Raw genomic sequence first — 18,013 nt, 5'->3', positions numbered from 1 at the left:
GAAAACAAAGTGTGCGCTCGACGCTTGACTTGCCAGCCGGGGTGCATGTTGTTTGGATGGGGCGCATGACCACCACTGAAGCTGATCCAGCGCCCGCCCCCGGTTCCGGCAACACCACCGGCCCCGCCCCGCAGGGCATCGCGCCCGAGCCCACGGACGAGAACGTCTGGCTTGAGGATATCTACGGCGACGAGCAGCTTGCCTGGGTGAAGGAGCAGAACTCCCGCACCGAGGACCTCCTGGAGGACGCGGACTATGTCCAGCTTGAGGGCAGCATCCTTGAGGTCCTGGACTCCACGGACCGGATCGCCATGGTGGGCAAGCGCGGTGACTGGTACTACAACTTCTGGAAGGACGGGAAGAACCCCAAGGGCCTGTGGCGCCGCACCACGTGGGAGAGCTACTGCACGGATACCCCCGAGTGGGACGTTCTGCTCGATGTCGACGCGCTGGCGGAGGCCGAGGGCCAGGAGTGGGTTTTCCACGGTGCCACCTTCCTGCGGCCCGCTTCCGGAGAACCATACCGGCACGCGTTGTTGGCCCTCTCCCCCGACGGCGGCGACGCCAACCGGTACCGCGAATTCGACGTCCAAACGCGCGCCTTCGTGGACCCCGCGAAGGGCGGCTTCGACCTCCCGACGGCGAAGGGCAATGTTTCGTGGCTGGACGCGGACACGCTGCTGGTGGCCTCCACCGCGGACGGACTGCCGAAGACCGCTTCCTCCTACGCCCGGGCGGCCGTCACGCTGAAGCGCGGGGACACCCTGGCCGGGGCGCCACGCCTGTTCGAGGTGCCCGAGCACCACATGATGACCGTGGTTGCCCACGATTCCACCCCCGGTTTTGAGCGCACCTTCGCCGTTGACTACATCGATTTCTTCAACCGCAGGAACCTGGTGCTGCGCGACGGTTCCTGGCTCCAGATCGACGTTCCCACGGACGTGAATGTCAGCGCGCACCGGGAATGGCTGCTGTTCCGGCCCCGGCAGGACTGGGCACTGGGCACCTCGACGTATCCGGCCGGCTCGCTCCTCGCCGCCCGGTTCGAGGACTACCTGGCCGGCTCACGGGACATTGCCGTGCTGTTCACCCCGGATGCGAATACGTCCCTGCAGTCCTGGAGCTGGACCCGCGACTTCCTGCTGCTGAACCTCCTGAAGGACGTGTCCTCCGAGATCCGGGTGCTCGATCCCGCCCGGCCAACGCACAATGCGCAGGCAGCGTGGGCGTCTTCGCCCTTGGACGCCTGCCCGCCGCTGCATGACGTCAACGCCTACGCGGTGGACGATGAAGACGAGGCCGACGGCGGTGCGGGCAACGACTTCTGGCTGGTCGCCACAGGTTTCACCACCCCCACCACGCTGATGCGCGGCACCTTGGAGCGCGCGGCTTCCGGTACCCCCGGCGTGGTGAGCCGGCACGCGGTGGTCAAGGCGTCGCCGTCGTTCTTCGCAGACGGCGATTATGAAGTGCAGCAGCACTTCGCCGTGTCCGACGACGGGACCCGGGTTCCGTACTTCCAGGTTGCCTCCCGGGACCTGCCGCTGGACGGGCAGAACCCCACCCAGCTTTCCGGCTACGGCGGATTCGAAGTTTCCCGGACACCGGCCTACACCGGCACGGTGGGCAGGGCCTGGCTGGAACGCCGGACCTCGGGCGCGCAAGGGACGGACGGGGAAGCCCCCCACTCCCGCGGCGGCGTGTACGTGGTGGCGAACATCCGCGGCGGCGGCGAGTACGGGCCGGCATGGCACCGGGCGGCGCTGCAGGAAAACCGGCACAAGGCCTATCAGGACTTCGCCGCCGTTGCCACGGACCTGATCTCCCGGGGCGTCACGTCGCGGGAGCGGCTGGGCTGCGTGGGCGGGTCCAACGGCGGCCTGCTGGTAGGCAACATGCTGACCCAGTACCCGGAGCTCTTCGGGGCCGTTTCATGCGGGGTGCCGCTGCTGGACATGCGCCGCTACACCAGGCTCTCCGCCGGCCACTCCTGGATTGCCGAGTACGGCGACCCCGATGTCCCGGAACAGTGGGAGTACATCAGGACGTTCAGCCCCTACCACCTGCTGAAGGACGGGGTGGAGTACCCGGAAACGTTCATCTGGACGGCAACCTCCGATGACAGGGTTGGCCCGGTCCAGGCGCGCAAGATGGCGGCCCGGATGCTGGCCATGGGCATCCCCAACGTCTGGTTCCACGAAGCGCTGGAGGGCGGCCACGCGGGCGCGTCGGACAACCGGCAGGCCGCGGCGCTGCAGGCCCGCAGCCAGCACTTCCTGTGGAAGTCGCTGGCCGGCGGGGCCTCATAACGTTGGCGCTTGAGGTGCGGCGGGCGCTGGCCCCGGACGTGGAACGGCTGGCCGCGGTCCACGTCCGCTGCTGGCAGGAGACGTACCGGGGCATGTTGTCCGAGGGATTCCTTGCCTCGCAGAACGCCGGTTCCCGGCTGCCCCTCTGGCGCCACCTGCTGGAGGCCGCCGAGCCGGCGCATGCGTGGGTGGCTTCCGACGGCGGCACGGTCGTTGGGTTTGCCGGCATCCGCAGGGAGCCAGGGGCCGCCTCACACAGCTTTGCGCCGCCGTCGTCCGGGAACCTGGAACTGTGGGGGCTGTACCTGCTGGCTTCGCACCAGGGGCTGGGCCTGGGCCGCCGCCTTCTTGTTGCAGCACTGGGCAATGAGGCGGCGAGCCTGTGGGTGGCTGCCGACAACCAGCGCGCCATCGGCTTCTACCGTCACTTCGGGTTTGAACCTGACGGCGCCGCCGACGTGATTCCGGAGTGGGAAGACCTTCGCGAAATCAGGATGGTCCGGGGCGCACAGCCCCCGGGGTGAAGCCCGCGCCGTGCAACCGTCCTTTGAACGACCGGGCGATCCGTTTTGCACTGCATGCCCGGTTCTGCGTATCCTTGGTGGGCTAGGAATAGCAATTGGAGACGTGCCAGAGCGGCCGAATGGGCTTCACTGCTAATGAAGTGTGGGGCACAACTCCACCGGGGGTTCAAATCCCCCCGTCTCCGCGTTTGGCCCCGGTCCTGGACCGGGGCCTTTTGCGTGCCGCGGCATTTCCACTGCGCCGATGCGTCCACCACCGCGGACGTAGCCGTCCGTCGGACGGACACCCGGCGCTTCGCGGGGCCCGGCGATGGCAGGATTGTCGGATGGCAACAAGCAACACGGTGGATGAGGCGCACGGCGGCCCGGTGCAGGTGTGGAGTCCCCGCCTGGCGCTCCTGGTGGCCGCCACTTTCTTCATGGAATTCCTCGACGGCACGGTCCTCACCACGGCCATCCCCAACATCGCCGCCGACTTCCGGGTTCCAGCCGCGGACGTGAACATCACCATGACCGCATACCTCCTGACCGTCGCCATGGGCATCCCGCTCAGCGGCTGGCTGGCTGAGCGCTTTGGTGCCCGCCGCATCTTTTGCCTTGCCATTGCCATCTTCACAGCCGCATCCCTGGCGTGTTCACTCAGCCAGGACCTCGTTGCCCTCACTCTCAGCAGGACCGCGCAGGGGTTCGGCGGCGCCATGATGGTACCGGTGGGAACCCTCCTGGTCCTCCGCGGGACGCCGAAGGCCGACCTCCTCCGCGCCACGGCGTTCCTGGTATGGCCCGGGCTCCTGGCGCCGGTGCTCGCACCGCTGGTGGGCGGCGCCCTGACCACCTACCTTTCCTGGCACTGGATCTTCCTGATCAACCTCCCGCTGGGTGTGGCGGCGTTCATTGCGGCCCTGCGCCTGGTGCCTGCACGGGCCGGTGACCGCGGCCGACGGCTGGACTGGCTGGGGTTGTCGCTCACCACCCTGGGGGTTGGCGCCCTGGTGGCGGGCCTTGAACTGGTGAGCGCCCACCCTTCCGCTCCCTGGGCCGCGCTGAGCGCCGGGTTCGGTGTGGTGGCTGTTGCCTGCGCCGTCATCTGGATGCGCAGGACCCGGAATCCGCTCTTTGACCTCGGGGTCTTCAGTACCCGCACCTTCAGGGCGATGGCCACCGGCGGGTTCGCCTACCGCCTGACCATCAGTTCCGTCCCTTTCCTGCTGCCGCTGATGTTCCAGGCCGGGTTCGGGTGGTCCCCGCTGCACGCGGGCGCCATGGTGGCGGCCGTGTTCATCGGCAACATTGGTATCAAGCCGGCCACCACGCCCCTGATCCGGCGTTTTGGCTTCAAGGCGGTGCTCGTCTTCGCCTCCCTTGCTTCTGCCGCTACGTTTGTCCTGTGCGCCCTGCTTACGGCAGAAACACCAGAGCCGCTGACGTTCGCCCTGCTGGTCTGCAGCGGCGCCTTCCGCTCGATCGGGTTCTCGGCCTATGCGTCAGTCCAGTACGCCGACATCGCACCCGCGCAGCTCACCTCGGCAAATACGGTTTCTGCCACTCTGGTCCAGCTCGCTACTGCTGCCGGCATTGCTGTCGGGGCCCTGCTCATCCGGCTGTTCGACGGGCTCAACAGTTTTCCGGCTGACGCCGCCGGCCCGTTCCGCGGCGCGTTCCTCGCCATGGCGGTGTTGATGCTGGCGAGCACGGCGGACAGCGTGTTCCTGCCGCGGCACGCCGGTGCGGAAGTCAGCCGGCGGAAGGCGCAGCGGGTCTAGATCCAGCCTGGGTAGGCCAGCCCGCCTTAGCCAGTCGGCCGTGGGCGGGCCGGGATGAATCAGCCAGCCTGGGCCAGCACCAGCGGAAGCACGGCACCCGCCCCGGCCTGGCGAAGGGCCCGGCCGGCCACGGTGAGCGTCCACCTGCTGTCCACAATGTCGTCGACCAGCATCACGCTGCCGCCCTGCAAGGAACCCAGCGCGGCCTCAAGGTCCGGCCCCACCACAAGGCGGTCCCACACCCCCGCCAGCCGGTAGGCGCTGTTGCCCCCGCGGCTTCCCGTGGGGCCACCATGGGCCAGCTGAAGCTCGCCCAGGTACGGAATCCGGCCGATCTCCGAGATTCCCTTCGCAAGGGACCCCACTAGCTCAGGTTTGCCGCGCGACGGGATGCTGACGATGGCGGCCGGCCTGCCCGCCCCGCTCCATCCTGGATTGCGGGGGTCGCCGGCACCCCATTCGCGCAGCACCTGGACGCACGCCTGAAGCACGCCGGGGTCAACGGGCCGGTCCTCCGCGCCTGCCGCAAACAGCTCCCGCAGGGCGCCGCCCCAGCCGAGGTCCGTCAGCCGCGCGAGGACCCGCCCCTCCGAGACTCCTTCCGCAGGTTTGAGCTTGCCCTTGACCGGAACGCCGAGGCGGTCCATGCCGGAGGGCCACTGCAGCCGCGCTTCCAGCACTCCGCCCGCCCTGCTGAGCGTCTGGCCGGCCGCCGCGGTAGCCTGCTCGGCGATCTCCGCCGGAAACCACCGGCCGGCACAGTTATCGCACCTGCCACAGGCATGGGCGGTCTCGTCGTCGAGGACGGACGTGATGTACTCCATCCGGCAGCCGGCAGTGTCCTGGTAGATCACCATGGAGTCCTGCTCGTCCACGCGTGCCTCGGCTATCCGCCGGTACCGTTCGGCGTCGTAGGCCCAGGGCTGCCCGGTGGACCGCCAGCCGCCACCCACCCGCTCCACAGCACCATCCACCGAGAGGACTTTCAACAGCAGTTCCAGCGGAGTGCGGCGGAGGTCCACCCTTGCTTCCAGGGCAACCGTGGACAATGCCGTACCGGCTTCGGCAAGCGCCGTGAGGACGGCGGCGGCTTTTTCCTCGGACGGCATGGAAGCAGTGGCGAAGTACTGCCAGATGTCCCGGTCTTCGGAACCTGGCAGAAGCAGGACATCGGCATTTGCCGCCCCACGGCCCGCACGCCCAACCTGCTGGTAGTAGGCCACCGGCGAGGAGGGCGCCCCCAGGTGGACAACAAAACCCAGATCGGGCTTGTCAAAACCCATGCCAAGCGCGGACGTGGCAACCAGCGCCTTTACCTGGTTGTCCTTCAGGAGCTGCTCGGCACGTTCCCTGTCCGCGGGGTCCGTGCGGCCAGTGTAGGCCAGCACTTCATGGCCGGCCTCCGCCAGGAGGCGCGCCGTATCCTCCGCAGCGGACACCGTTAATGTATAGATGATTCCGCTGCCGGGAAGGTCGGCCAGATGCGTCAACAGCCAGCCCAGGCGCTGCTTGGCGTCAGGAAGTGACAGGACCCCCAGCCGCAGGGAATCCCTGCCCAGCGCACCACGGATGGTGAGGACGCCCGCGCCGAGCTGCTCTTCGATGTCGTGGACCACCCGGGAGTTCGCAGTGGCGGTGGTGGCCAGCACCGGAACCGAATCCGGCAGCTGGGTGATCAGGTCGGCGATCCTGCGGTAATCGGGCCGGAAGTCGTGGCCCCAGTCGGAGATGCAGTGGGCCTCGTCGATGACCAGCAGGCCCGTGCGCCGGATGAGTTCGGGCAGCTGGTTTTCCCGGAAGGAGGGGTTGGTCAGCCGTTCCGGCGACACCAGCAGGACGTCCACCTGGTCAGCGGCGAGCTGTTCGCGGACGGTGTCCCATTCCAGCTGGTTCGCAGAGTTGATGGCCACAGCCCGCACCCCTGCCCGGGCAGCCGCGGCTACCTGGTCCCGCATCAGGGCGAGGAGCGGCGACACGATGAGCGTAGGCCCGGCCCCGCGGCGGCGCAGGAGCAGGGACGCCACAAAATAGACTGCGGATTTTCCCCAACCGGTGCGCTGCACCACCAAAGCCCTGCGGCCGTCGTCGACCAGTGCCTCAATGGCTTCATACTGGCCCTCATGGAAGCCGGCTGTGGGGTTGCCCACCAGTTCGCGCAGGACGGCTAGCGCCTGCGCGTGGGTTGCCGACGAGGGAGGGACGGTGCTGCCTGCCGGTCCAGGAACGGTTGCGGGTTCTATGAGGTTGGTGGCGTGCTGGTTATCGACCATTGATTCAGTATCCCAGCCCCCTCCGACACCAGGCACACGGGGGCGCCCTATGTGTGGAAACCCCGCCACCGCAGGGCCGTCCGGCCCATGTCACATACGCCGCTCCCCACCTTTCCTCCACAGCCACTTCCGCGGCCCACGTAAGATAAAGCCCGTGACTAGCGAACAGACAACGACTTTTGACCTTTCGGCATCCTTCAAGGCGTACGACGTCCGTGGCATCGTGGGCGAATCCATCACCGCCGAAATCGTCGAAGCCGTGGGGGCCGCCTTCGTGGACATCCTGAAGCTCGAAGGCGAGACCATCCTGGTGGGCGGGGACATGCGCCCTTCCTCCCCGGAGTTCAGCAAGGCCTTCGCCAACGGCGCAGCCACCCGCGGCGCCAACGTTGAGCTGCTGGACCTGATTTCCACGGACGAACTGTACTTCGCCTGCGGTTACCTGAACCGCGCAGGGGCCACCTTCACCGCCAGCCACAACCCTGCCGGCTACAACGGCATCAAGATGTCCAAGGCCGGCGCCGTTCCCATCTCTTCCGAGTCCGGCCTCAAGGACATCCAGGCCCTCGCCGAGCAGTACCTCAACACGGGCGCCATCCCGGCCGCGGCCGAGCGCGGGCTCATCGGCGTCCGCGACGTACTCAAGGACTACTCCGAATACCTCCGCAAGCTGGTGGACCTGTCCGGTTCCCGGCCGCTGAAGGTGGTGGTGGACGCAGGCAACGGCATGGCCGGCCTCACCACCCCTGCCGTGCTGGGCGACACCCTGCTCCCCAAGCTGCCCCTGGACATCGTTCCCCTGTACTTCGAGCTGGACGGCTCCTTCCCCAACCACCCCGCGAACCCCCTGGAACCGGAAAACCTCCGCGACCTGCAGGCGGCAGTGGTGGAGCATGGCGCGGACATTGGCCTGGCGTTCGACGGCGACGCCGACCGCTGCTTCGTGGTGGACGAGAAAGGCGAGCCCGTCTCGCCGTCGGCCATCACGGGCATGGTGGCGCGCCGCGAGATTGCCCGCGCCAAGGCGTTGGGTGAGGAAACCCCCACGATCATCCACAACCTCCTCACCTCGCGCGCCGTGTCAGAGCTGGTGGAGCACGACGGCGGCCGGGCAGTCCGCACGCGTGTGGGCCACTCCTTCATTAAGGCGGTCATGGCGGAGGAAGGCGCGGTCTTCGGCGGCGAGCACTCAGCCCACTTCTACTTCCGTGACTTCTGGAACGCGGACACCGGCATGCTGGCAGCGATGCATGTCCTGGCAGCCCTGGGCGAACAGGACGGCCCGCTCTCTGAGCTGGGCCGCGAGTACGAGCCCTACGTCAGCTCGGGCGAGATCAACTCCGAGGTCGAGGACAAGCCCGCCGCCGTGGAGCGTGTGCGCGCGGCCTTCGCCGAGGAGGACATCACCATCGACACCCTGGACGGCAGCACGTTCACCGCCAACGACGGCAGCTACTGGTTCAACCTCCGCCCGTCCAACACCGAACCCTTCCTCCGGCTTAACGCAGAGGCAACCGACCGCGCCACGATGGAACAGGTCCGGGACCGCGTCCTGGCGATTGTCCGGGCGTAGGGCAGCGTGACAGGCACGCCGGAGCATGGCTCCGAAGAACAAGGCTCCGAAGAACAGGGCTCCTGGCGCGGCTCGGTGCCGGATGCCACCGCCACGGACTTGGAGAACCTCCTGGGCACGGGCGTCAGCGCCGCCCAGGAGCAACTCCACCGGAGTGGCGGCTTCCTGCCTTTCGCCCTGACCGTCCAGAACGACGGCGAGGTGCGGCTGGTGGCGGTATCGCCGGCAGATGCCGCGGAAGGTTCAGACGGCGACTTTGATGCCGATGCCATGATCAGCGACCTCACAGCCCTGCTGCGGCAGAACCGCGAGGATTTCCGGGCTGCCGCCGTGGTCTGCGACATCCTGCTGGTGGAGGAGGACTCGGACGCCATCCATGTAGCGGCGGAGCACCGCGACGGGTCTGTCTTCGCAGCCGTGCTGCCCTACTCGGCAAACGCCGGAACCCAGACGTGGGAATTTGGGGAGCTGGCGGCCGACGCCAGCGAGCCTTCGATCTGGGTGGACTAGACCGGCGGCGCCCGCATGAAGATCAACGCCTTCGCCGACGTCAGCCTGCGGGCCCTCATGGTGCTCGCGGCAGCCCCTGCCGGCACCCTGCTGACCACGCAGAACATCGCCGACTCCGTCGGGACGCCCTACAACCACGTCAGCAAGGCGATGGCGAAGCTGCGCACCCTCGGATACATCGAGGTGGTCCGCGGCCGTAGCGGCGGTTCCCGCCTCAGCCACGCCGGCCGCAATGCCACCGTGGGGCAGGTCCTGCGGCAGCTCGACACCCGGACCGATGCTGCAGAATGCGTGGCTCCGGGCGGGAACTGCCCCCTGATCAACGAGTGCAGGCTCCGTTCCGCGCTGTCCCGGGCACGTGAGGCGTTCTACCTGGAACTCGATTCCATCACCATTGCCGACCTCCCGGTTTCGCGCCAAATGGCTCCGGTCTTCAGCATGATCGGGCTCCGTCCCGGGATCTGACAGCCCCGCCAAGCCCGTATTACAGGGCGATTTGCTTCCATCTTCTACAAGATGTAGAAATTGGGTATGAAAACCTGCATTTGACATGCAGGTATTCGCGAAGGCCGGACGAAGGCCCCGGCCGCTACCTCAGGAGTTCCCATGCTCTCGGAAAAATCCCGCCCCGTCATTGAAGCGACCCTCCCCCTGGTGGGCTCCCGGATCGGCGCCATCACCCCCAACTTCTACGCCCGCCTGTTCGCCGCGCACCCCGAACTCCTGGACGGCCTGTTCAGCCGGTCCAACCAGCGTTCCGGCAACCAGCAGCAGGCACTGGCAGGCAGCATCGCGGCCTTCGCAACCCACCTGGTCAACAATCCGGGCACCCTCCCCGAGACCGTCCTGTCCCGCATCGCCCACCGGCACGCTTCCCTGGGCATCACGGAACCGCAGTACCAGGTGGTGTACGAGCACCTCTTCGCCGCCATCGCCGAGGACCTTGCCGAGGTCATCACACCGGAAATCGCCGAGGCCTGGACCGAGGTGTACTGGCTGATGGCCGATGCGCTGATCAAGCTGGAGAAGGGCCTCTACGCAGCGCAGGCCAACGACAGGATGTGGATGCCGTGGCGGGTGGCCGCCAAGACTCCCGCAGGAGCCGGCTCCATGACCTTCACCCTCGAACCCGCCGACGACACGCCCGTCACCCCGGCCCTGCCCGGCCAGTACATCAGCGTCAAGGTGGCCCTGCCGGAAGGCCTTCGCCAGGTGCGCCAGTACTCGCTCTCCGGCGAGGCCGGCACCAGCCGCAGCTTCACCACCAAGCTTGACGACGGCGGCGAGGTCTCCCCCGTGCTCCACAACAGCGTCCAGGTGGGTGACATCGTGGAGATCTCCAATCCGTACGGCGAGATCACCCTCAAGGACGGCGACGGGCCGGTGGTCCTGGCCTCCGCGGGCATCGGCTGCACCCCCACCGCGTCCATCCTCCGGTCCCTGGCCGAGTCCGGCTCCGACCGCCAGGTCCTGGTGCTTCATGCGGAAAGCACGCTGGACAGCTGGGCACTCCGCAGCCAGATGACGGACGACGTCGAACGCCTGGACGGTGCGGAGCTGCAGCTGTGGCTTGAACAGCCAGTGGCTGGAGCCAAGGAAGGCTTCATGTCCCTGCGCGAGGTGGATCTTCCGGCTGACGCTTCCCTGTACCTGTGCGGCCCGCTGCCGTTCATGAAGAACATCCGCAATGAAGCGATCAACGCCGGCATCCCGGCCACCCGGATCCACTACGAAGTGTTCGGCCCGGACATCTGGCTGGCCAGCTGAACAAGTCCGATGGGAGAACGACGGCGGCGCCGCACCTTTCCTGGAAAGGTGCGGCGCCGCCGTCGTTATGCCTGTTTGTTGCGTGCTGCTTAGCTGTGGTCAGCCATGCGTTCCTTCAGGGCTTCAAGCTCGGCACGCAACGCGTCGGGGAGGGAATCGCCGAACTGTGCGTACCAGTCCTCGATGGAAGCCAGCTCGGCGTCCCATTCCTCCCGGTCCACGCGGACAGCTTCCTCCACGTGTGCGTGGGTGAGGTCCAGGCCGGTCAGGTCCAGCGAGTCGCCGGCGGGCACGTAACCGATGGGCGTCTCCACGGCACCGGCCTTGCCCTCGATGCGCTCGATGGCCCACTTGAGGACACGGGCGTTGTCACCGAAGCCCGGCCAGGCGAACCCGCCGTCGGCCGTGCGGCGGAACCAGTTCACCAGGAAGATGTGGGGCAGCCGCTCGGGGTTGGCCTTGCCGGAAACACTGATCCAGTGCTTGAGGTAGTCGCCGGCGTCGTAGCCGATGAACGGGAGCATGGCCATGGGATCGCGGCGGAGCCTACCCACCTGGCCGGCTGCGGCGGCAGTGGTCTCGGAGGAGAGCGTGGATCCCATGAAGATGCCGTTGGTCCAGCTGCGGGCCTGGGTCACCAGGGGAACCGTGGTCTTGCGGCGGCCGCCAAAGAGGATGGCGGAAAGCTCCACGCCTTCGGGGCTGTAGTATTCCTCGGCCAGCATGTCGATCTGGGAGATCGGCGTGCAGAACCGTGAGTTCGGGTGGGCGGCAGGCTTGTCCGAATCCGGGGTCCAGGAGTTCCCCTCCCAGTCGGTCAGGTGCGCCGGCACCTCGTCCGTCATGCCCTCCCACCAGACACCGCCGTCGTCAGTCAGTGCCACGTTGGTGAAGATGCTGTGGCCCTTGGCGATGGCGCGCATGGCATTGGGGTTGGTGCCCCAGCCGGTGCCCGGGGCTACACCGAACAGGCCGGCCTCGGGGTTGGTGGCGCGCAGTTCGCCTTCCTTGCCGATCCGCATCCAGGTGATGTCATCGCCGAGGGTCTCGACTTCCCAGCCTTCAATGGTGGGGTCCAGCAGGGCAAGGTTGGTCTTACCGCAGGCGGACGGGAAGGCCGCTGACAGGTAGTACGACTTCTTCTCCGGCGAGGTGAGCTTGAGGATGAGCATGTGCTCAGCCAGCCACCCTTCGTCGCGGGCCATCACGGAGGCGATGCGGAGGGCGTAGCACTTCTTGCCCAGGAGGGCGTTTCCGCCGTAGCCGGAGCCGAAGGACCAGATGGACCGCTCCTCGGGGAAGTGGACAATCCACTTGTCCGGGTTGCAGGGCCATGCGACGTCGGCCTGGCCGGGTTCCAGCGGGGCTCCCAGGGAATGCAGGGCCGGGACAAAGAACGCGTTGGTCTCGGTGATCTTGTCCAGCACCCGGGTGCCGATGTTGGCCATGATGCGCATGGAGGCAACAACGTAGGCGCTGTCCGTAATCTCGACGCCGAATTTGGGGTCCTCAGCGTCAAGGTGGCCCATGACGAAGGGGATGACGTACATGGTGCGGCCGCGCATGGAACCGGCGAACAGCCCGCGCAGCTTTTCCTTCATCTCCGCGGGAGCCATCCAGTTGTTGGTGAACCCGGCATCGCGCTTGTTTTCCGAGCAGATGAAGGTCTGCTCCTCCACGCGGGCTACGTCTGCGGGGTCGGAGAAGGCTGCGAAGGAGTTCGGAAACAGGTCCTGGTTCAGCCGGGTCAGGGTTCCGGCGGCCACCAGCTCATCGGTCAGCCGGGTGTTTTCCTCTTCGGACCCGTCCACCCAGTAGATGCTGTCCGGCTGCGTTAGCTCTGCAACCTCTTCGACCCATGCCAGCAGACCGGCATGTGTGGTGGGTGCTTTCTCAAGCAGCGGCTTCTGCGCCAGATCGCCCATTGCGGTTCCCTTCCTCGGGTTCATCGGTGTGTGCTAAATGCTATGGTCCGGACCACTGGAGTTTTTTGGACGTATGCTGACCGTCAGAGGTCACAGAAATAGAATTCCGCGGGAAATCAAGGAACTTCAGGCTGAAATTCTACGATTAAGTGACAAAGGTCACCTATACCGGTCTAGTAGCGGAGATTACACGCGCTACGATTTGGCATCCCAGCCAACCCTCGCGTAAAGTAATTCGAGGTTCAGGGAGAGCGGTTCTTCTCCAGGAACACAGAATGCGCCCATAGCTCAGCTGGATAGAGCGTCTGTCTACGGAACAGAAGGTCAGGGGTTCGAATCCCTTTGGGCGCACCAAGAAGGTCCGCACCGGTTCGCCGGTGCGGACCTTTTGCGTTGGGCCCACTTCCGAATCGTCCCCGGCGTAGGCTGTCCCCATGATGCCCAAGCCTGTGAAGCAGGAATTTGACGTTGTGGTGATCGGCGCCGGCGCCGTGGGGGAAAACGTCGCGGACCGCGCCGCCCAGGGTGGCCTCTCCGTGGTGCTGGTGGAGGCGGAACTGGTGGGCGGCGAGTGCTCCTACTGGGCCTGCATGCCGTCAAAAGCGCTGCTTCGCCCCGGGACCGCGCTGCACGCTGCGCAAACGACGCCGGGCGCAAAGGAAGCCGTCACACGGACCCTGGATGCCGCGGCAGTGCTGAAGCGCAGGGACTATTTCACGTCCAACTGGCAGGATGACAGCCAGGTTGCCTGGGTCAAGGATTCCGGCATCGACCTCATCAGGGGCCACGCCTGGCTGACGGCCCCCAAGACAGTCCAGGTTGCGGGGTTGGACGGCACCTCCCACCAACTGGCGGCGCGCCACGCGGTGGTGCTGGCTACGGGTTCAGTGCCGAACACTCCCCCTATCGAGGGACTGGAGGACCTGCAGGTCTGGGGAACCCGCGAGGCCACCTCCGCCAGCGAGATTCCGGAGCGGCTCGCTGTCCTGGGTGGCGGCGTTGCGGGAACCGAACTGGCCCAGGCATACGCCCGCCTCGGATCCGCCGTGACGCTGGTGGCGCGCAGCAGGCTGCTGCGGAATTATCCGGAAGAGGCAGCCCGCCTGGTGGCCGCCGGCCTGCGCGCGGACGGAGTGGACATCCGGCTCAACACCGGGACGCAGGGAATCAGCGGGAACGATGACGGCACCTTCAGCCTGCAGCTGGCCGACGGGTCAACGGTCATCGCAGATAAGGTCCTGGTGGCCGTTGGACGCCACCCCGCCCTGGAAGGATTGGGACTGGAAAGTGTCGGCATCGAACCGGACGGCAGCGGGCACCTGGCCCTCAGCACGGACACGTCCGGTCTGGTGGAGGGCGTTTCGGGCGACGAACCGTGGCTGTACGCCGTGGGTGACGCCGCCGGCAAGAATCTGTTGACGCACCAGGGAAAATACGAGGCCCGGGCGACGGGCGACGCCATCGCGGCCCGGGCAAAGGGCGAACTGACCGGCCGGCCAGCGGACTGGAGCCGCTATTCACAGACCGCAAACCAGCATGCCGTGCCCAACGTCGTGTTTACCGATCCGGAATTGGCAACCGTTGGCCGCACCCTGGAAAGTGCCCGCGAGGACGGCTACAACGCCTCATCGGTGGAACTTCCCATCCAGGTTGCGGGATCTTCGCTGCATTCGGAGAACTACGAGGGCTGGGCGCAGCTGGTGGTCGACGAGGAGCGCCAGGTACTGCTGGGCGCCACGTTCGCCGGACCGGACGTCTCCGAGCTCCTGCACGCAGCAACGATCGCCGTGGTGGGCGGGGTGCCGCTGGACCGCCTATGGCACGCGGTGCCCTCCTACCCCACCATTAGCGAGGTATGGCTGCGCCTCCTTGAAAAATACGGCCTGTAGGATCGGTGAGCGCGCTTATTTGAACTGACCGGTCAGTTCGGTTAGGCTTGGAGGGACGCATTCTGCGAAAGGCCACCCTTGCTCTCAGCACAGCTGCTCTCTGCCAAAGGGCGCAGGGATCCCCTGCTCCCGGCAACTTCCCTCCACGTGAACCGCGGCGAACTCCTCCTTGCCACCGGCGAACGGCAGGACCAACGCACAACGCTCGCACTGGTCCTCAGCGGCCGGATGAAGGCAAGCGGTGGCCACGTCAGCTGGGACGGCAGCGAGCGGATCAAACCGCGCCGCCTGGCGAGTGCCCTGGTGGACTCCCCCGGCGTTAACGAGCCCGAGCAGCACCTTAGTGTCCGGGACCTGGTGACCGAGGACCTGGCCCTCATCCCGCGCCGCTACCGGGGCGCCCTGCTGAGCAGCCCGTGGCTGAAGGTGAACAGCTTCGAGGACATCGCGGGCCTCTGGACCGAGCAACTGGATCCCGGCCGCCGGCTCGAGCTCCTGATCGCGCTCGCGCTGGCCAATCCGAGCACGGACCTGCTGGTGGTCGATTCCCCTGACCGTCACAGTGCGGACGAGTCCCACTGGCTGCCGCGGCTGCAGCGCCTGGCGTCCGACGGCGGGCGGCCGCTCGCCGTCGTCGCGACGGTTGGTGCGCTCCCGCCGTCGTGGAACGGACCCAGCGCCGCCATAGGCAACGCCGCCACCGTGGACGCAGCCACGGGGCACGCCGCCGCCGAAACTGCTGAACTCGAAACAGAGGTTGCCAAGTGACTGTACTGCGGCTGGCCCGCTCCGAACTGAAGCGGATGACCGGCGGGCTGCTGCCGAAACTGACCATCCTGGCGCTGACCATGGTCCCGCTGCTGTACGGCGCAGTGTACCTTTACGCAAACTGGGACCCCTATGGCAACCTCGACCACATCGACGCTGCCCTGGTTGTGGAGGACGCCGGCGCCCCGGCCAGCGACGGCCGGCAGCTTGAGGCGGGAGCGAAGGTGGCGGACAGCCTGGTGGACGGTAACCTGTTCCACTGGATACCCGTAGCCAGCACGGAAGAGGCGGACCAGGGGGTCAGCAGCGGCGAATACGCGTTCGCCTTGAAAATCCCCCGGGACTTTTCCGCCAACCTGGTGTCCCCGGGCAGCTTTGACTCCGCCAACCAGGCAATGCTGAACGTCACCACCAACGATGCCAACAACTACCTCCTAGGCACCATCGTGGATAAGCTCACCACCGCCGTCCACAGCACGGTCGCCACGGAGGTGGGCGAGGAAACAGCCAACCAACTGCTCACCGGCTTCGGCACCATCCACACGCAGATGGTCAAGGCGGCCGACGGCGCCAGCGGGTTGGCGGACGGCGCGGCACGGCTTCGCGACGGAGCCGCCTCACTCCGTGAGGGCACATCCGGGCTGGCCACCGGTGCCGGCGAGCTTTACGCCGGGCAAGCCAAGCTGCGCGACGGCGCCAACCAGCTGACCGACGGTGCGGGCCAGCTCAGCAGCGGGCTCTCCACACTCAAGGACAAGACGTCCACCCTGCCCGCCGATTCCCGTACCCTCGCTGCCGGGGCGGCCCAGGTGGCGGCGGGCAACGCGCAGCTGAACGCCAAGGTGCAGGACGTTGCAACCCAGCTGGAGGCCGCAGACCAAGGGCTCCGGACACGGGTGGTCGAATCAAACAGCAGGCTCATGGCGGCCGGCGTCCTCACGCAGGAGCAGGCGGACAGCATTCTGGCCGACTTCGACGCCACAGCAAGCTCCAGCCCCATGGCCGCAGCCAAAACGGGGATCCAGGCAGACGCCGCACAAATCCAGCAACTGGCCAGCGGTGCAGAGTCCGTCAGTGCCGGCGCGGCGCAGCTCGCCGCAGGCACGCCCGCGCTGAGGGACGCCGTCTCGCAGGCTTCGTCAGGCGCTGACCAGCTGCACACGGGGGCTGCCGCGCTGGCCACCGGAGAGCAGGCCGCGCTCGACGGCGCCGGCCGGCTCGCCGAGGGAGCAAGCAGGGTGGACGCCGGGGCAGCCCGCCTGGAGGAGGGCGCCGGTACGGCCGCGGACGGCTCCCGCAGGCTGGCGGACGAACTCGGCAAGGGCGCAGGGCAGGTGCCCAACCCGGACGACACCCAAAAGAGCAACCTCTCCCGGGTCATGGCAGACCCGGTGGCGGTCAGCAACGTCTCACAGGCCAAGGCCGAATCGTACGGCGCCGGGCTTGCGCCGTTCTTCCTCACCCTCGCGCTGTGGATCGGCATCTTCATGCTGGTCCAGGCCATGCGCCCCATCACCCAGCGGGCGCTGGCGTCCAATGCGGCGTCCTGGAAAATCGCGCTGGGCGGCTGGCTGCCGTTCCTTGCCGTCTCTGTGGTCCAGGCAACCCTCCTTACCCTGGTGGTTAACCTTGCACTGGGGCTCAATCCCGCCCATCCGGTCCTGATGTGGCTGCTGATGCTCGCCGCGGCGATGGCGTTCAGTGCCATCATCCAGGGCGTTGTGGCGTTGCTCGGATCGCCCGGGAAACTCGTGGTGCTCGTCCTGCTGGTCCTGCAGTTGGTGTCTTCCGGCGGGACCTTCCCCTGGCAAACCACTCCGCAGCCGCTCCACGTGGTGCATGAAGTCCTGCCCATGGGCTATGTAGTGACCGGAATGCGGCACCTGGTCTATGGCGGGGACCTGTCCATGATCGCGCCCACAGTCCTGGGCCTGGTGGGCTATACCGCGCTCGGTGCTGCACTGTCCACGCTCGCCGTGCGCAGGAACAAGTACTGGACCCTGAAGACGCTGAAGCCTGAGATTGCAGTATGACCATGGAGCCATCCAGGGCAGCGAAAAGCCTCCGCCCAGCCCGGACTACCGCCACGCGCCAGAAACTCTTCGACGCGTCCATGGAGCTCATCGGCGAGCGGGGTGCCGCGGGCGTCACGGTTGATGAGATCGCCGCTGCGGCAGGCGTCTCCAAGGGGACCGTCTACTACAACTTCGGCAGCAAATCAGAGCTCATCGCGCAGCTGCTGCGGCATGGGGTGGACATCCTGAAGGCCCGCCTGATGGGAACACCGGAACAAGGAGCTGACCGGCCAAAAAGCCTGGACGGGGCCGGAGGCGTTCAGGCCAGTGACCCGCTGCTGGCCATGGAGGCAATGATCGGCCAGGCCCTGGACTTCATGGCCGAATACCCGTCCTTCGCGCGCCTCTGGGTCAGCGAAAACTGGCGCATCCCCAGCGAGTGGCAGGGCACGTTCGCGGTCCTGCGCGGCGAACTGCTCGCTGTGATCGGGGAGGCGGTGGAGAAGGTAGCGCAGGCATACCCCGTGGACTCCTCGATTTCCCGGGGCAGCCTGGAAACCGCCATCTTCGGGGCCTGCTTCGTGGTGGGACTGGACCGGCAGACGTACCACCCCGAGCGGACGCGTGACCAAAGCGTTGCAGCAATCATGGCCATCATGCGCGGCTACGTGCTGAAGCAACCCCCGGCTCAGGGATGATG

Annotated in this window: 13 protein-coding genes and 2 tRNA genes; 13 read left to right on the top strand and 2 right to left on the bottom strand. The window is 66.9% G+C overall.

What is annotated here, in order from left to right; all coding sequences use genetic code 11:
- The first annotated feature begins 65 nt into the window (after positions 1 to 65).
- The 4 genes from KTR40_RS03450 to KTR40_RS03435 all read left to right on the top strand — a co-directional run bounded on the left by KTR40_RS03450 (position 66) and on the right by KTR40_RS03435 (position 4,596).
- The gene (locus tag KTR40_RS03450; RefSeq protein ID WP_228405285.1) at positions 66 to 2,309 is read left to right on the top strand and encodes a prolyl oligopeptidase family protein; all 2,244 of its coding nucleotides are present in this window, start codon (positions 66 to 68) and stop codon (positions 2,307 to 2,309) included.
- The gene (locus KTR40_RS03445; protein ID WP_228405284.1) at positions 2,279 to 2,833 is read left to right on the top strand and encodes a GNAT family N-acetyltransferase; all 555 of its coding nucleotides are present in this window, start codon (positions 2,279 to 2,281) and stop codon (positions 2,831 to 2,833) included. Before KTR40_RS03450 ends, KTR40_RS03445 begins: the two co-directional genes overlap by 31 nt.
- Before the next feature lie 97 nt (positions 2,834 to 2,930).
- A tRNA-Ser gene (locus KTR40_RS03440) sits at positions 2,931 to 3,018 on the top strand.
- Between the two features lie 141 nt (positions 3,019 to 3,159).
- Positions 3,160 to 4,596, top strand: a complete 1,437-nt coding sequence (locus KTR40_RS03435; protein WP_228405283.1) for an MFS transporter — start codon at positions 3,160 to 3,162, stop codon at positions 4,594 to 4,596.
- A gap of 59 nt (positions 4,597 to 4,655) precedes the next feature.
- Here the strand turns inward: KTR40_RS03435 and KTR40_RS03430 are convergent, their stop codons facing one another.
- A complete protein-coding gene (locus tag KTR40_RS03430; RefSeq protein WP_228405282.1) occupies positions 4,656 to 6,866 on the bottom strand; it encodes a RecQ family ATP-dependent DNA helicase in 2,211 nt (736 codons plus the stop codon).
- Positions 6,867 to 7,020: 154 nt separating this feature from the next.
- Here KTR40_RS03430 and KTR40_RS03425 point away from each other — a divergent pair, with 154 nt between their 5' ends.
- The 4 genes from KTR40_RS03425 (at position 7,021) to KTR40_RS03410 (ending at position 10,716) form a co-directional block, all read left to right on the top strand.
- A complete protein-coding gene (locus KTR40_RS03425; RefSeq protein WP_228405281.1) occupies positions 7,021 to 8,439 on the top strand; it encodes a phosphomannomutase/phosphoglucomutase in 1,419 nt (472 codons plus the stop codon).
- Between the two features lie 6 nt (positions 8,440 to 8,445).
- The gene (locus KTR40_RS03420) at positions 8,446 to 8,949 is read left to right on the top strand and encodes a hypothetical protein (protein WP_139028009.1); all 504 of its coding nucleotides are present in this window, start codon (positions 8,446 to 8,448) and stop codon (positions 8,947 to 8,949) included.
- 15 nt (positions 8,950 to 8,964) lie between these two features.
- Positions 8,965 to 9,414: an Rrf2 family transcriptional regulator gene (locus tag KTR40_RS03415; RefSeq protein ID WP_228405280.1), complete on the top strand. Its 450-nt coding sequence runs from the start codon at positions 8,965 to 8,967 to the stop codon at positions 9,412 to 9,414.
- A gap of 141 nt (positions 9,415 to 9,555) precedes the next feature.
- Complete coding sequence (locus KTR40_RS03410; RefSeq protein ID WP_228405279.1) at positions 9,556 to 10,716, top strand: globin domain-containing protein; 1,161 nt, start codon at positions 9,556 to 9,558, stop codon at positions 10,714 to 10,716.
- An 89-nt stretch (positions 10,717 to 10,805) separates the two neighbouring features.
- Here the strand turns inward: KTR40_RS03410 and KTR40_RS03405 are convergent, their stop codons facing one another.
- Positions 10,806 to 12,641, bottom strand: a complete 1,836-nt coding sequence (locus KTR40_RS03405; RefSeq protein ID WP_139028006.1) for a phosphoenolpyruvate carboxykinase (GTP) — start codon at positions 12,639 to 12,641, stop codon at positions 10,806 to 10,808.
- 277 nt (positions 12,642 to 12,918) lie between these two features.
- On the opposite strand from KTR40_RS03405, the gene KTR40_RS03400 reads away from it, so the two are divergent.
- The 5 genes from KTR40_RS03400 to KTR40_RS03380 all read left to right on the top strand — a co-directional run bounded on the left by KTR40_RS03400 (position 12,919) and on the right by KTR40_RS03380 (position 18,011).
- Positions 12,919 to 12,995 (top strand) — tRNA-Arg (locus KTR40_RS03400).
- An 83-nt stretch (positions 12,996 to 13,078) separates the two neighbouring features.
- Positions 13,079 to 14,530: an NAD(P)/FAD-dependent oxidoreductase gene (locus KTR40_RS03395; RefSeq protein WP_370633186.1), complete on the top strand. Its 1,452-nt coding sequence runs from the start codon at positions 13,079 to 13,081 to the stop codon at positions 14,528 to 14,530.
- 78 nt (positions 14,531 to 14,608) lie between these two features.
- Positions 14,609 to 15,298: an ABC transporter ATP-binding protein gene (locus KTR40_RS03390; protein ID WP_228405277.1), complete on the top strand. Its 690-nt coding sequence runs from the start codon at positions 14,609 to 14,611 to the stop codon at positions 15,296 to 15,298.
- On the top strand, positions 15,295 to 17,331 hold the full coding sequence (locus KTR40_RS03385; protein WP_228405276.1) for a YhgE/Pip domain-containing protein: 2,037 nt from the start codon (positions 15,295 to 15,297) through the stop codon (positions 17,329 to 17,331). Before KTR40_RS03390 ends, KTR40_RS03385 begins: the two co-directional genes overlap by 4 nt.
- Complete coding sequence (locus tag KTR40_RS03380) at positions 17,328 to 18,011, top strand: TetR/AcrR family transcriptional regulator (RefSeq protein WP_228405275.1); 684 nt, start codon at positions 17,328 to 17,330, stop codon at positions 18,009 to 18,011. Before KTR40_RS03385 ends, KTR40_RS03380 begins: the two co-directional genes overlap by 4 nt.
- The last annotated feature ends 2 nt before the right edge of the window (positions 18,012 to 18,013 follow it).

Source organism: Pseudarthrobacter sp. L1SW, assembly GCF_020809045.1.
Taxonomy (GTDB): domain Bacteria; phylum Actinomycetota; class Actinomycetes; order Actinomycetales; family Micrococcaceae; genus Arthrobacter.
This window is presented reverse-complemented; position numbering and strand designations above follow the sequence as displayed.

Excerpts from the sequence above, each read along its gene's own strand:
- KTR40_RS03430 (WP_228405282.1), bottom strand. The coding sequence starts at position 6,866 with ATGGTCGATAACCAGCACGCCACCAACCTCATAGAACCCGCAACCGTT.
- KTR40_RS03405 (WP_139028006.1), bottom strand. The coding sequence starts at position 12,641 with ATGGGCGATCTGGCGCAGAAGCCGCTGCTTGAGAAAGCACCCACCACA.
- KTR40_RS03435 (WP_228405283.1), top strand. The coding sequence starts at position 3,160 with ATGGCAACAAGCAACACGGTGGATGAGGCGCACGGCGGCCCGGTGCAG.
- KTR40_RS03415 (WP_228405280.1), top strand. The coding sequence starts at position 8,965 with ATGAAGATCAACGCCTTCGCCGACGTCAGCCTGCGGGCCCTCATGGTG.
- KTR40_RS03395 (WP_370633186.1), top strand. The coding sequence starts at position 13,079 with ATGCCCAAGCCTGTGAAGCAGGAATTTGACGTTGTGGTGATCGGCGCC.
- KTR40_RS03410 (WP_228405279.1), top strand. The coding sequence starts at position 9,556 with ATGCTCTCGGAAAAATCCCGCCCCGTCATTGAAGCGACCCTCCCCCTG.
- KTR40_RS03380 (WP_228405275.1), top strand. The coding sequence starts at position 17,328 with ATGACCATGGAGCCATCCAGGGCAGCGAAAAGCCTCCGCCCAGCCCGG.
- KTR40_RS03450 (WP_228405285.1), top strand. The coding sequence starts at position 66 with ATGACCACCACTGAAGCTGATCCAGCGCCCGCCCCCGGTTCCGGCAAC.